This is a genomic window from Ruegeria sp. HKCCE3926, assembly GCF_017872515.1.
Classification (GTDB): Bacteria; Pseudomonadota; Alphaproteobacteria; order Rhodobacterales; family Rhodobacteraceae; genus Ruegeria.
This window is the reverse complement of record NZ_JAEDOU010000011.1, coordinates 1-13,941: the sequence shown is the minus strand read 5'-3', so window position 1 is coordinate 13,941 and position 13,941 is coordinate 1. Positions and strand designations below refer to the sequence as shown.

Sequence of the window (13,941 nt, the reverse complement as noted above, 5' to 3'; positions counted from 1 at the left end):
TGTCAGGCTTCGGGTGCAAGCGTTCCGATCCGGTGGGCATTCGCCATCACACTGAATGTAATTGTCGTCGCGGGGATAGTCGGCAGGACAGAGGCATCAACGACGTGAATGCGCGTCGCGCCATGCGGGCGCCCCAGCACATCGCTTTCACCCGGGCCCGGGTCATCCGACATCGGCAGATCACCTCCGACATGAAAACTGGCCCCCGGTGCCCCGAACCGCGCTGCAAAAGACAGGCTGGTCAGACCAAGCCCCCGCAAGGCCCGGCCATAGCGCGCAAGCGCGGCGCGCATTGTCTCGGCGGTTGCGGGGTTTTCATTCAGTTCCGGGCGTAACCGCCCATCCTCTGCCAGACGCAAGGCTATTTCATGCGAATGATCGGAATGCAGGAAAACCTGCGCCACGATCAGACGTCGGGCCAGCGCCTCAAGCAGCGGCCCGCTGCCGGGTATCCGGCGGCCATAGTTCTGTTTCAGATCGCGGGCATAGTATTCATTCCAGGTATAGATCTGCGCGTGAACCAGTTGCCGCGACACGGTCGGGTCATCCAGTTCGGCAAAAAGCTGCGGCAGCGTCTGATAGGGAAAAACATCGGGCCGCCTGGGTGCCCGCCAGCGGTGCAGCATCGGCAGAAAGGCCTGCTGGCTGTCTTTCAACACCAGCTCCTTGCCCCGCAAGCCGGGTGACGCCAACAGGATGCGCGCGCTTTCCAGCACCCCGGCGGCCAGAAACACCCGGTTTCCGCGGACATCGCTGCCATCTGCCAGAGTGACGACAACATCGTCGCCTTCCTCGCGGACCTGCCGCACCACGTGATCCGCGCGGTAAGTAAAGCCCGGCTCTGCCTGCAGTGTTGTACGCGCCTGCCGAGCCGACCAGATCAACGACCACGGGCACCCGTGCAGACACAATCCACAGGTCTGACATCCCGGTCCAACCGCCTGACGCGCAAGACCGACATGCATTCCCACCCCCTGCAATGCCTTCGCCTTCTGCCTGGACCGGGCCAGCAGCATCTCGGCCTGCGCGGTTGGCGGAATGGGAGTTCGACCTGTCATATCGCAGGCGGGAAAGAGGTCTTGCAGCCCATCTTTTTGCCCGGACACAGGCATTATGTCCGCCACCGCGCTGTAATGTGGGGCAAGATCATCGGTCGTTATGGGCCAGTCGTCGATATCCGCCTGCCGATACGGCAAAACCGCAGCGCCCCAGACATTGGACAGCCCGCCCGCCGCCCGCGACGCGCGCAAAGCAAACCAATCCGCCCCTTCCGCCAGTGTACGCGCAGGTGAGGCCAGCGCATAACCGGATCCATAGCGCCACACCTCGCCCTCCAGGGCCTGAAACTGAGGCTCCATCCAGGCTGTACGCGCCTCGGCACTCCAGTCTTCGGCGCGTGTTCGAGACATCTGCTGCACCCGGTCCGTGACCCCGGGCCCTGGTTCCACCCCGGCATCCAGCATCGTGACGTTTCGCCCTCGCGCCAGCAAGGCCCGGGCGACGGAAACCCCGGCAGGCCCGGACCCTATGACAACATCGCTCACTGCGCCTTTACTGCCCGGACCAGAACCAGCATTTCATAGTTAGGATCATGGGTGGACAGTTCTTCGGGCGCAATTTCACTGGCCCCAAGGCCATGCAGGTTGCAGATGCAGGTAAAGACGTTGCCAACGGTCGACACCTCGACATTCTCTGCCGGGAAGACCGCCCGGAACAGGCGGCGCTTGGACTGGCTGGTGAAATGCCAGTATTCGCCCCAGTCATCCACGCCTTCGCGCCGCGCCACACGGGTCATCCCATGCGAGGTGCACAGCACCACGCCACCGGGTTTCAGAATGCGTTCCAGCGTTGCAATCGCCTTGTCGACCTCAAAGATCATCTGAAGGGTCTGGGTGATGATGATGCAGTCGAAACTGTTGTCGGGAATATGCGGCGCATCGGTGATATCCGCCACGATGGTCGCTTGTGGATTGCCCTCGACATAGCTCAGTACATCCGCCTGCGTGACCCGGTCACCGCCGAATTTCTTCGTATAGGCCGGATCGCCGAATTCCAGAACCCGGCCACGGATATCGTCGCTGTGGTTTTGCAGGAATTCTTCCATGTAATGGCGTTCGATGGTCAGCAGGTCGCGATCCTGCCCGAACACGGCACTGATCGGCGACAATCGCCGCAAGCCGCCGAAATCGACCGACCCAACCGGCACCGACTGAAGATTGTGCAACCGTTGTTGTTTACGGATCCATTTGCGCAGCCGGTCCGGCAGCAGCACGGTCGCGGTGTCGCGCACCAGCTTTTCAACTCTTTGTCCCGGTGTCATCGTGTTTGGCTCTTCATGCGTAGGCTTTGGCGCGTTTCTCGGCCATGATATCGGCGATGATATCATCCAGCGTGCGCGCCGGGCTGAACCCGGTGAACCGCCGCAGCTTGGACACATCGGGCAGACGGCGGGCCATGTCTTCGAACCCTTCGGGATAGACCTCTTCGTAAGGCACCAGCCGGATTTCCGAGGTTGAGCCCGTCATCGCGATGACCTTTTCGGCCAGCCCCCGGATCGTCACTTCCTGTTCACCACCGATATTGAAGACCTGCCCCCGGGCTTCGGGGACATCGAGCAGACGCACAAGCGCCTCGATCACATCGGCCACATGGCTGAAACAGCGCGATTGCTCGCCGGTGCCATGAACCTGAATGGGCTGACCGGCCAGGGCCGCTTCGATGAAGTTCGGAACAACCATGCCATAACGCCCGGTCTGGCGCGGACCGGTCGTGTTGAAAAAGCGCAGGACGATCACCGGTAGATCAACCTCGCGCGCATAGGCCAGTGCCATGAACTCATCCAGCGTTTTGGCGCAGGCATAAGACCAGCGCAGAATGCTTGTGGCGCCAATCGTTAGGTCGTCATCCTCGTTGAACGGGAACTTCGATGCCTTGCCGTAGACCTCGGAACTGGAGGCGATGAAGACCAGGGGCTTGTGGCGCAGGGCCGCGCGCAACACGTTCTGCGTGCCGTCCACATTGGTCGCAATCGACTGGCTGGGCTGATCCATGATCAGCTTGACCCCGACCGCGGCGGCCATGTGAAACACCGCGTCAGCAGCCCCGACCAGTTCCTCGACCAATGTGGCATCCAGAACGCTGCCTTCGACAAAACGAAAGGCGGAATGATCCTGAACGGAAGACAGGTTTTGCAGCGATCCGGTGGACAGGTCATCCAGCACCGTCACCTCATGCCCATTGCCAATCAGGCGCTCGGCCAGATGTGATCCGATAAAACCGGCCCCGCCCGTGATCAAAATTTGCATGAAAAACCCTCGTACCAACAGAATCCACTCTAATGCCACAGGCTTAGCATAGGGATCGGTGGCCACCAAATGGTAGATACCGCTATGGTGCGCTGACAGGCCGGGCCTGCACAGTTTTGGAAAAAGGGCTGAATTGTTGCACAACGCATTAAGAATGTTGAACCTGCGGACATGACCGAAAAACACGTGGACCCCCGCCCCGGCGACGGGCTTGCAGGCCAGCGCGTGGTCGTGACCGGCGCCACCGGCTTTATCGGCCGGCGCCTGATCGATGCGCTGCTGAAACTGGGATGTGACGTGACCGCCTTGCTGCGCACACGCCACGGGGCTGCCACGTTGGAACAGGCCGGAGCAAAGGCACTGGTTTGCCCGCTGCACCCTGGCCCGGCTCTGACGCAGGCGCTGGACGGTGCGGCGGCTCTGTTTCATCTGGCTTATGATTTCCGGGCCTCCGGCGCGGACAACCTTGCAGCCTTCGACGCGCTTGCCAAAGCCGCCGAAGACGGGTCTTGCAACCGTATCGTGCATCTGAGTTCCGCCGTGGTCTATGACAGCTGGCCCAACGGGCCGATCACCGAACGCAACCCGATCACGCCGGAAGATGTGCAAAGCTATCGCGGTGCCAAAATTGCGATGGAACAGAGACTGTTGCAGGGGAAATGCGACGCCGCCATCTTGCAGCCGACCATCGTCTATGGGCCCGGCAGTGCACTTTGGACCAACGGGCCATTGGCGATGATGCGCAGGGGCGGCATCATCCTGCCCGACCCGCCCGGACAATGCCCGGCCGTGCATGTCGATGACGTGGTACAGGCCGCCCTGCGCGCGGCCTCATCACCCCGGACCGGGGTCGAGCGATACCTGATCAGCGGACCGGACACGCTGGGGTGGAAGACGTTTTTCGAAGGCTATGCCCGCCTTGCCAGATGCGGAGAGGTGCGGATTGATCCGGCTGCGAACCCGGCCCCGCCCCCGTCGCCCAATGGCAATGCGCCCGCAGGCCCCTCTCTGGCGGGGCAGCTCAGCGCGCATCTGCGCCGCCTTGTCGGGCGCCGCCGGGTCGAGGCCGCCGCAGACTGGGCACGGTCCGTTCAGGCCCGGCTGGCAAAACCCCGGCCCGTGATGCCTGACATGGCGGGACGCAGACTTTTTGCCGGTCAGCCAGAGGTTTCAACCCGATATGCACAGGATCAGATCGGGTATGTGCCTCGTGTTTCCTTCGACGAATGGATCGAGCATATGCGAAAACAATCGGCACGCTGATTCAAGACTGCCTTGTTTTTGGAAACACCCATTCCGGGTCTTTGCCGGGAACGACAAATTAGTTGGCTTCGTTCCCGATCTGTCCTATCCGATGAAGAGAGAAGGTTTCCAATCTGCTAAGCTAATTTTAATTCAGTGTGACTTTGTACGATCAGGATAGATTATGAACTACGAAACCTCGCACCATCAGTCCCTCAAGCAGCTTATCGCGGCGCGCGATGCGCGGGTTGCCGTGGTCGGGCTGGGCTATGTTGGCCTGCCGCTGGCGCTGACGGCTTATGATGAAGGGTTTGATACCACCGGCGTTGATCTCAACCCCGACCGGGTGGCGCGGATCAATCAGGGGGGTCAGGTCATCTCGTATCTGGCACCGGATCGGATCGCACACGCGGTGGAGAGTGGGCGCTTTCGCGCAACGCAGGACGCCGCAGCACTGGCCGAGGCCGATATCATCCTGATCTGTGTGCCGACCCCGCTGACCGACGCACAAGATCCCGACATGCGTTTTGTCGCCGCCGCCGCGCAGACCATCGCACAGCATCTGCGCCCCGGTCAGATGGTGGTGCTGGAAAGCAGCGTCTGGCCCGGCGCCACGACCACGCTGGTTCAACCGATCCTCGAAGCGGGCGGTTTGCGGGCAGGTTCCGATTTCTTTTTGGCCTTCTCGCCCGAGCGCGAAGACCCCGGCAATGACAAGTTCGACACGCACAGTATCCCCAAGGTGGTTGGCGCCGACGATCCGCTGTCGCGGCAACTGGTCGAGGATTTCTATCGCGCCATCGTCACCAGCGCCGTACCGGTCAGTTCGGCCGCCACGGCCGAAGCGGTGAAGTTGGTCGAAAACAGCTTTCGCACCGTCAATATCGCGCTGGTCAATGAATTGAAGACCGCGCTTGAAGCAATGGACGTGGATGTCTGGGAAGTGATCGAGGCTGCGGCGACCAAGCCGTTCGGCTTTATGCCCTTCTATCCCGGTCCTGGAATTGGTGGGGCCTGCATCCCGGTGTCTCCGGCCTATCTGGCCTGGCGCGCCGCGGATGCAGGATCTGATACGCCGCTGATCAATCTGGCCCGCTCCAGCAATGACGCCGTTCCGTCGATGCTGGCGGCACGGATGGCGGCGGAACTGGCCGCGCGCAACGGGTCTGCATTGGCGGAAACCGGGCACCCCCTGACCGGACAGCGCATTCTGCTGATGGGCATCGCCTATAAGCGCGATGTCGAGGATACCCGCCGCAGCCCGGCGCTGGTGCTGCTGGACGAGCTGGAAAAGCTGGGGGCCGAGATCGACTATCACGATCCGTATTTCCCCCGCCTGCCCGAAGGTGGCGAATACCCGCAGCTTGCGGGCCGGACATCCCAGCCACTGACGGCGGACAACCTGAAACGCTATGCGGCGGTGGCCGTAATCACCGATCACAGCGCCCCGGATTATGGTCTGGTCGCGCGCGAGGCCGCGCTGGTCTTTGACACGCGCAACGTCTTTGAAAAGCAGGGGATCAGGGTGGCAGACGGGCGCTTGGTCAAGATGTGACCGTCTTGTGGTCGGCGGGGGTGTCTATACCTTCGGAACACTCGGTGGGATTGCGCATTCCGACGGCAAATCACTCCAGGTAATTCAATTGATAAACCGCAAAGCGCGAAGAAACATAGGCTGTCCCGCTCTCGGGATCGATGACGATATCGCGCAGCCAGGGCCCAAGCCTGTAACGCCGCAGAGATTTTCGAGTCTTCAGATCAACCACGTCAACCTGGTTCGTCAATATACTTCCGACCAAAAGCAGGTCACGCTCTGCATCCAATGCCAACCCGCGCGCGCCAAATACAGTGGGAAAGCTGTTCTTTGATGCCAAAGTGGTCGTATCAAAGACCTGAATACGCGCGTGCACCGGCGAGGTCACCAGCAATTCTTCTCGTGAAACGTCAACCGTAGATCGGTCACTGCGGTCGTCCGAAGGACTGCTGGCGAGCAGCTCTCCATTCCTCAGGTTGAAAGCATGTACGCCTTCATCACGGAAGAAAAAATTCACATACATAATTGGTTTAAGAGGATGGGTGATCAGATTTCCGGGATCCACGTCCAGTGTCAACTTGCGCGCCAGGCTATTGGCATCGAATATTTGCACCGAGTCTATATCTTCCGCCCGTTCTGCGGCTTCGGACGCTGCAATAAGAACGTTTTCCGAAGAATTGTAACCCATAATAATTTCCCCAGGGGGCAACGTTCCCAACGCACGGTCGGACACGATCTTGCGGCTTTCAACATCCACTAAAACCAACTTCTCAGCAGCCCGATTGGCGAAAGATATTTGCCTGCGGCCAGGGTCAAAAACACAGAATTGAGTTTTGTCGGTTATGATCCCCGTATCGCTTACCTCTTGAGTTTCGGGGAGCAGCACCAGCAACGTATTTGTCCCGTTTCCGCATAAAAAAAGCTGACCTGAAACAGGATCAAACACCATCGAAGTTATATCGTACTTTGTGTAAATTCCGAAACGCGGGCCGAAAATGACTTTGGCCTGAGGGGACATAAACAGGTTTTGTCCAATTTCTGCCAACCTCGGAAAAGGAAAAAAAACAACGATGAGAGCAGAGGCGACAACAACACCAGGAATGTAGCGTCCAAAACCGGGCTCTTTGCGTGGTGCATCTGAACCAAGCTTGCATCTTATCCAAAGATAGTAGGGGCGCGGAAACAATATTTCGGCCAGACCAACCGCGCAGATCATCACTGCATCAATTAATCTGGCGGACACCGGCTTACGAAGATATTGCGCCCAGAACACCCCGGAATTCGCAATCAAAACCCCACCGCTGACAACGCCAAGCACAACTGCGTCACGTCCCGTCCATGGATACAACGCCCAGCTGACGCCTGCCACGACAAGGACAAACAACGCAAGTGACCTGATGCGTTTTGGTAAGAAACGGGAAAGCAGGAAGATCACAGCACCCAAAGCCAGGACAATCAATACAAACAGCAGAGCTCTTTCCCAAACGGTTGAAATGCCCCCGATTAAACGCAGCATGAAACCTAAACTACCAGTCGTAGTCTCCAGAAAATCCACGAGAGCGTCTCGGAATATGAGAACCCCTAAAAAAATCAGCAGAGGTAAAGCCAAGCGAATGAAGACATACGAGTTCTTCATGGCTTTGTTTGCTTTAAGTCTTTCATTTTGATTCCTCCTTCGAGCGTATTACCGACCCTTACCGCCAAATGACCCCTGACACATGTGGTTCACAAATGCGCGCAATAGGGGGGCGTAGCAGACTAAAAAGCGGCTATCACTGAGCGTCGAATCCAAGCTGCCTTCAACGATCCAAATCGGACGCCTGCGCCCTTCCTGGTAAAGCTAATCCGGATACTCCCCTATTTCTCAAAAAAAAACAACGAATTACAGTTTGGCTTTAACGGCATTATCCCCGCAAGCGCAGCAAATCGTGGCATCTCAATACCAAAAACAATCTCACCAAGTGCCATGAGCACACCAATGCAACCGGTTCTGGCGCGGACTTTTGATCGTTGATGTTCCTGGCTATATCGGGTGGTGGCTCCAGGATCAGGGCCCATCTCTTTCTGGGTCACGGCGTAATGCCCGCAAAAAATCGAGCGTGCAGCGTACTACAAGAGAACCAGGCCTCTCAGCCTCTGTTTCGCGCGCGAAACATCATGTGCCGCGCGCGTGCAGCCAGGCTTTCAGCTCCGCAAGAAATGTCTCGGACATTCCCTCGCCGGACAGGGTGACCTGTGCACCGTTTCGACTCTGTTTCAACTGAATGCCGCCGAATGTCTCTTTCAGGGGGGGCTTGGCAGCAGGTGGGTTTTCCCCATTCGACCCCAGGCCGTTCACTGCACGGGTCAGAGCTGAAATCTCGGCTTCCACGCTCTGAGGCGCGGCCTTCCGCAGAGCGGTGGTGATCAAGGAAGCTGCTTTTGCCTCCTCTTTCAGAACTTTCGCAATCGACAACCCCAACCGTTCAGGAATAGCTGACGCAAAGCGCAGATGGTCATCCAGCGCGTGATAGATCGCGATGAACGAGCCGATCTTGGATCGCTTCGCCCGGCTGGCCGAGGCGAATAACCCGCGCAGGGCCGCAGTCTCATCCGGGTAAACGCCCTGCTCTGCCGCGCGCGCCACGATCCGGGCGCGCTCATAATAGCTCAGCCCGACGCGGATTTCATTTTCCTCGACCATGGCCACATAGGCATCAGATGCGCTCTGCGGCTGCCTCAGGAACGCACGCACGGTCTCAAAGCGGGCCTCGCCCGTTTGCTGCGCCAAAGCTCGCAGCGCTGTCAGACGCCGCCAGCCCGAGATCAACCCGTACCGCCCGCCCTCCAGTTCCACGACCTCGATCGGGGTTTGCTGGCCACGGGCCTTCAGGCTTTCCTTCAGCGCCTCCATATCCGCGTCATCGGCCGCCATACGGTCACGGACCAGATAGGCTTCCTCGATGGCGTCCAATGGCAGATCCTGCACCAAGCGCCCTTCGGCCCGCGCGGCACGCAATTCTCCGGACAGCTCTTCCAGCGCCGCCTGAGCCGCCGTGGCCCCGGCCACCTGCGCAACCGGCGGCGTGGTCCGGGGGGCGTCTGTGGGGAACATGGGATTCAGCCCGGGGGCAGGGCGGTTGTCTTCCAGATAATCCGGTCGGGCAGGGGTCAGTCGTTTACGTTTTGCCATTGGTTTCTCCTTTTCCTGCGCGGATCAGACTCTGTTTCGGGACGTGGCAGGCGTGTTTCGCGCGCGAAACATCGCGCTCAGAGCGACAATTCCGGTGTTCCCGCCTCTTCGGCCTGCCGGGCCCGTTCTTCGCCCCGCCAGACGCCGATCAGCAGCTTCTTGAACGAGGCATAGGTGGCATCAAAGGTTTCCCGCCCGCGCACATAGGTCTCGCGGTTGAAATCGCGGTAATCGGCCTCGTAGATACCGTTGACCTGTTCCCCCGCCTGACCGATCAGCGCCGTGTAGCCCTGCCAGTGCGGCGACAGGGTCCGGCCCAGATAGGCCTGCATCAGCCCGGCCAGTTCCGCTTGCTGGCTGCCGTCATAGCGGGTGATGATCGTGCGCACCGCATCCCACTGAAACGCCATCTCGGGCCGCCCCAGGGCGCGGGCAGCCATGTTCTCGCCATCCTCGATGGACTGGAAGGTGGAATGCAGCATGTCAAAGAAGCGCCCCGTGGAGTCGAACTCCAGGAACGAGGCCCCCATGGGCACCAGAAGGATATCCGAAGCCGCCAGCCCATTGATCGTCAGATAGCCAAGGGCAGGGGGGGTATCGATGAAAATGATATCGTAATCGTCCAGCACCCCATCTTCGTCCAGCGTATCTGTCAGCGCATCCCACAGCTTCCAGCTGCGGCCCTGCATCCGCCAGACGGGAATCTGGAATTCCGCCCAGTAGAGGTTCAGCTGCGCGCCAATCAGGTCGATATTCGGCCAATGGGTGGTCTGGATCAGATCGCTGCAGCGGGTCTTCAGCGCCTCGGACAGGGTATCGTCGATCGGATGTGGGGCCTCACCCCGGTCAAGACGCCCCTGATTGTCGCGGCGCAGATGGGTGGCGTAATGACGGGCGAGTAAGGGGAACACCGTCTGCCATTCATCGCTGACCTTGCCGCTAAAGATCGACGTCATCGAACCCTGGCTGTCCAGGTCGATGACCAGCACCTTGTAACCGTCCAGAGCTGCCGACATGGCCAGATGCGCGCAGGTCGAGGTTTTGCCAACACCACCCTTGAAATTGGCCACGGACACGATCTTGGCGGGCAGACCCTCGGGGCGGTAGGGGCGGTATTCTTTTGCCTTGGATCCTTCCGAGGCGAAATGCGCCCGCAGCCGCAGAACCTCATCCAGCGTGAACCACTTGGCACCGCCTTCGGTTTCGGACTGTCCCTGAGGCAGATCCGGGTTGCCCTTCAGGACCCGGCGAAAATGAGCAGGCGCGACAGGGATCAGATATTTGGTGATTTCCCAGGTTGAAAACAAGCGCAGCTTTTTCTGCCCGTTTTCTTCCAACCCCCGGTTCGCCAGGTCGCTACGCCCCCGCGCACAGGCATCCGCGATTTGCGAGAACTCATGTGTTCCGGTTGGATCGCCCAGTTCAGCATAGGCCAGATCCGGGTCGATATTGAAATACGGGGGAAGTCCGTCGGACGTTGCTGCGCGCATTGAAATACTGCCCATGTGCTATGTTTTCGCCAATATACCACAAAAGGAAGCATGTGAAAGTATTATGAGCATAAAACTGAATTTTCTAAGCAAAATTAAGGGGTAGAAAGCCTTCGAGACGCTGCTTTTGAGCGTTTGGCAAAAAAATGTTCAGTTATAATCCTGTTATTTTATTAGTTACGGGTGAATTCGAGTTCTATTAAGTATAAGAAAAAAAATAGGTTTTTGTATTTCTTGCAAATCATACTGAATCTGATCCCACGATAAGGTGACTCTGATCCCACGTTGCAGTGACTCTGAACCCACGTTCCGGCGGCTTTACGCCTCCTGTGGATAACTCTACGGTAAGCGTCAATAAAACCACGAACAAAGATTCGGGCAGGACATATGGGCAGGGCAGTATGAGCGGGTCAGGGGCGTTGTTGCCTGACCGGCACCCAACGGGCGATTTTTTTGTATGCGATATCTTCGATGCGCTGCCCAAGACAGATATGGGGTCGATGGAGCATCCTATGTTTTCGCTCTCGACCCGGCCGGACCGGCGCATCCTCAATTACGAACATAACGGGGTCGAGATCACGGTGACGCCTTCGGTGCGCGGTCTGGCGACGATCCACGACAAGGACATCCTGATCTTTTGCATCAGCCAGTTGATGGCGGCGATCAATGCGGGCCGGACGGTCAGCCGGGTGTTGCATCTGAAGGCGCATGATCTGCTGGTGGCCACCAACCGCGAAACCAGCGGCGATGGATACAAACGCCTGCGCGAAGCGTTCGAGCGGCTGGCCGGCACAAGGATAACCACCAACATCGTCACGGGCGAGAAAGAGACCACCACCGGCTTTGGCCTGATCGAAAGCTGGGAGATTGTCCGCCACACAAGGGCGGGCCGGATGGTCAGCGTCAGTGTGAAACTGTCGGACTGGCTGTTCCGCGCGGTATTGGCGAAATCGGTCCTGACCCTCAGCCGCGATTACTTCCGCCTGCGCAAACCGCTCGAGCGGCGGATCTATGAGCTGGCGCGCAAACATTGCGGCCGTCAGCCCGAGTGGCGGATCTCGGTCGAGGTGCTGTTGAAAAAGTCCGGCTCGGCCTCACCCCGGCGGGTGTTCCGCAAGATGATCCGGGACATGATCGCAGCCGATCACCTGCCCGATTATGAGATGACCGAAGAGCCGGGCGACCTGATCCGGTTCTCGCGCCGGGGTCAGGTGGTCGAGGGGCCGGACAAGCCGATCCTGCCGCCGCAGGCGCTGGAGGAGGCCAGGGCGATGGCGCCTGGCCACGATGTCTATGCGCTGGAAGCGGATTGGCTGGCTTATTGGGCCGCGTCAGGCCGCCCACAGATCAGAAACCCGCAGCGGGCGTTTCTGGGCTATGTGGCCAAGCGGGTCGCCGGACGGGACTAGGCGCTTAGCTGGAATAGGCGGGGTTTTGTTTCTGCACGCGTGTCTTCACGATTTTGACAGCGCCGATAACAATGAGGGCTGCAATGATGAACAGCCAGCCAAAGAGGATGTAGCTGCCCAGAGCCATCAGGATGGACGCACCGGAAATCAAAGCAAACCCGCCGGCGCACAGGCCAACTAGAATGGCTATCCCGATAATTCCAATCATCTTCTCCAAGTCCTCCGGCTATGGTCTTGGTCTGGTCAAACCCAGGTGGGCGCCGTCATGCCATTGAGCAGATGCCCAAAATGATTCCGCGATGAAATCATGGCAAAACTTTGAACCACCAGAGGTTAAAATTTGGTTATTTTTACCGGAAGGAGCATTGCTCCACTACTCGTGCGACACTGCGTGTTTTTTTGTTGAGACATGAACATGTCTTGCTTTTCTGATGTGTAACTTATGAGGGGCAGCCATTTATGGCAATGGAGGTTCGTCAAGACGTGCAAAGGTCCGCCTATCTTGATTTCAGAATGCAGCCGGTTTCGCCCATGGCCATTTTGACCGGTGCCGCCAATTCTTCCGTGCTTTTCCGATGGCCTTATTCAAAGGCAAGCAAACGCCCGGGACTCAATCAGAGTGCCGAACGGAGAGAGGTGCGAACAGAGCTTCGCCCCATGCCGCCAGAAGGGCGCTTGGATCTACCCCAACAGATCCGTCGCCGGGTTTTCGGCGATATCCACGTCGTCATAGTATTTCTGCGCCTGCGCCACAGATCGGTGCAGCGACAGGCGCATGGCGGCCTGGATCGGCGCACCGTCCAGTGCGGCCTGGGTCAGAAAGCCAGACCGCAATCCATGCGGCGAGGCGAAATCCTCGGGCAATCCGGCCAGCCTGAGACGATGTTTGACAATCTGATAGATTGCATCCGGGGTCAGGCGGCGTTTCAGCACCCGGTCAGCCTTGGAGATGGGGCGGAATAGCGGGCCACCTGTAATCTCACCAACCTCGATCCAATGCACCAGCGCCTGCGCGGCGCGGCCTTTCAGGATCAGGCGTGGCGTCTCTCCCTTGGCCGTGGTCTTGGTTTCCAGCAGCGACAGCCAGGCGACGCCGGATGTGTCGAACTCCTTCAGCGACACGTCCTCGCGCATCAATCCGGTGATCTCGGACCGGCGGCGCCCGCCGCTGGCCCAGCCCAGCATCAGGATCGCCCGGTCGCGGCAATCGCGCCGCGAGCCGCGGCAGGTGGCCAGCAACTGTTCCAGCACGCCACGGGTGATGGGATGGGCGGATTTCGGGGCAGGGGGCCGGGCGGCCGCCCGGCGCGCCTTGGCCCGGGCCTGTTTCACCTGCGGCGCATCAAACGGGCTGGTCAGGTTCTTCATCCGGTGAAAGGCCAGCCAGGAGGCAATGCGCCGGTCCAGCGTCGACGGCGCCGGGCAGGCCAGCGATTTGCGCAGCCCCCGCGCAATCAGCACCTCCGCGGTTTGACGCGCAATATCTTCATCGGGCGCATCACCCAGATCGCGCGCATGATCAAGGATGAAGGCCAGCGCCGTGGCCTCACTTTCGGGCCAGTCCAGCGCCACCCCGAAGCGCGCCATTTTCCACGCCGTCACATAGATCAGATCGCGTTCATAAGCCCGCAGCGTATTGGCGGGGGTGCCGCGGATATAAAGATCACTCAGCGCGTCCTGATCTGCCTGCGACAGGGCAGGGGCGGCGGCGGGGAGATATGGGGCAGGGGGCTTCATGGCGGCCACTCTGCGCGCAAATCGGCGGGAAATCAATCACATTTGATAAGCG

General features: G+C 59.3%; 11 protein-coding genes. 3 read left to right on the top strand and 8 right to left on the bottom strand.

Going from position 1 to position 13,941, the window contains the following annotated elements; translation table 11 throughout:
- Positions 1–2 precede the first annotated feature (2 nt).
- From I9184_RS21160 to I9184_RS19475, 3 genes are read right to left on the bottom strand one after another with little or no spacing between them, the layout of a single operon-like run.
- Positions 3–1,544: an FAD-dependent oxidoreductase gene (locus I9184_RS21160; RefSeq protein WP_209835478.1), complete on the bottom strand. Its 1,542-nt coding sequence runs from the start codon at positions 1,542–1,544 to the stop codon at positions 3–5.
- Complete coding sequence (locus I9184_RS19480) at positions 1,541–2,320, bottom strand: methyltransferase domain-containing protein (protein WP_170347056.1); 780 nt, start codon at positions 2,318–2,320, stop codon at positions 1,541–1,543. The genes I9184_RS21160 and I9184_RS19480 overlap by 4 nt, the downstream gene beginning before the upstream one ends.
- Before the next feature lie 13 nt (positions 2,321–2,333).
- On the bottom strand, positions 2,334–3,305 hold the full coding sequence (locus I9184_RS19475) for an NAD-dependent epimerase/dehydratase family protein (protein WP_171637951.1): 972 nt from the start codon (positions 3,303–3,305) through the stop codon (positions 2,334–2,336).
- Positions 3,306–3,476: 171 nt separating this feature from the next.
- On the opposite strand from I9184_RS19475, the gene I9184_RS19470 reads away from it, so the two are divergent.
- Together I9184_RS19470 and I9184_RS19465 are read left to right on the top strand one after the other, a co-directional pair.
- Positions 3,477–4,568 (top strand): NAD-dependent epimerase/dehydratase family protein, encoded by a 1,092-nt coding sequence (locus tag I9184_RS19470; RefSeq protein WP_209835477.1) that lies wholly within the window; start codon positions 3,477–3,479, stop codon positions 4,566–4,568.
- 163 nt (positions 4,569–4,731) lie between these two features.
- Entirely contained in the window at positions 4,732–6,102 is a 1,371-nt protein-coding gene (locus I9184_RS19465; RefSeq protein ID WP_209835476.1) for a nucleotide sugar dehydrogenase, read from the top strand.
- A gap of 70 nt (positions 6,103–6,172) precedes the next feature.
- Here I9184_RS19465 and I9184_RS19460 read toward each other — a convergent pair whose 3' ends face one another.
- From I9184_RS19460 to I9184_RS19450, 3 genes are all read right to left on the bottom strand, one after another.
- Entirely contained in the window at positions 6,173–7,717 is a 1,545-nt protein-coding gene (locus I9184_RS19460; protein ID WP_171637957.1) for a hypothetical protein, read from the bottom strand.
- A 519-nt stretch (positions 7,718–8,236) separates the two neighbouring features.
- Positions 8,237–9,253 carry a ParB N-terminal domain-containing protein gene (locus I9184_RS19455; RefSeq protein WP_171637959.1) on the bottom strand — a complete coding sequence of 339 codons (1,017 nt, stop codon included), beginning with the start codon at positions 9,251–9,253 and terminating at the stop codon, positions 8,237–8,239.
- Between the two features lie 77 nt (positions 9,254–9,330).
- The gene (locus I9184_RS19450) at positions 9,331–10,758 is read right to left on the bottom strand and encodes an AAA family ATPase (protein ID WP_209835475.1); all 1,428 of its coding nucleotides are present in this window, start codon (positions 10,756–10,758) and stop codon (positions 9,331–9,333) included.
- Positions 10,759–11,144: 386 nt separating this feature from the next.
- Between I9184_RS19450 and I9184_RS19445 the strand changes: the two genes are divergently transcribed.
- Complete coding sequence (locus tag I9184_RS19445) at positions 11,145–12,152, top strand: replication initiator protein A (protein ID WP_209835474.1); 1,008 nt, start codon at positions 11,145–11,147, stop codon at positions 12,150–12,152.
- Between the two features lie 4 nt (positions 12,153–12,156).
- Here the strand turns inward: I9184_RS19445 and I9184_RS19440 are convergent, their stop codons facing one another.
- Positions 12,157–12,369: a hypothetical protein gene (locus I9184_RS19440; protein ID WP_171172364.1), complete on the bottom strand. Its 213-nt coding sequence runs from the start codon at positions 12,367–12,369 to the stop codon at positions 12,157–12,159.
- A 464-nt stretch (positions 12,370–12,833) separates the two neighbouring features.
- Positions 12,834–13,889 carry a tyrosine-type recombinase/integrase gene (locus tag I9184_RS19435; protein WP_171637963.1) on the bottom strand — a complete coding sequence of 352 codons (1,056 nt, stop codon included), beginning with the start codon at positions 13,887–13,889 and terminating at the stop codon, positions 12,834–12,836.
- Between the last annotated feature and the right edge of the window lie 52 nt (positions 13,890–13,941).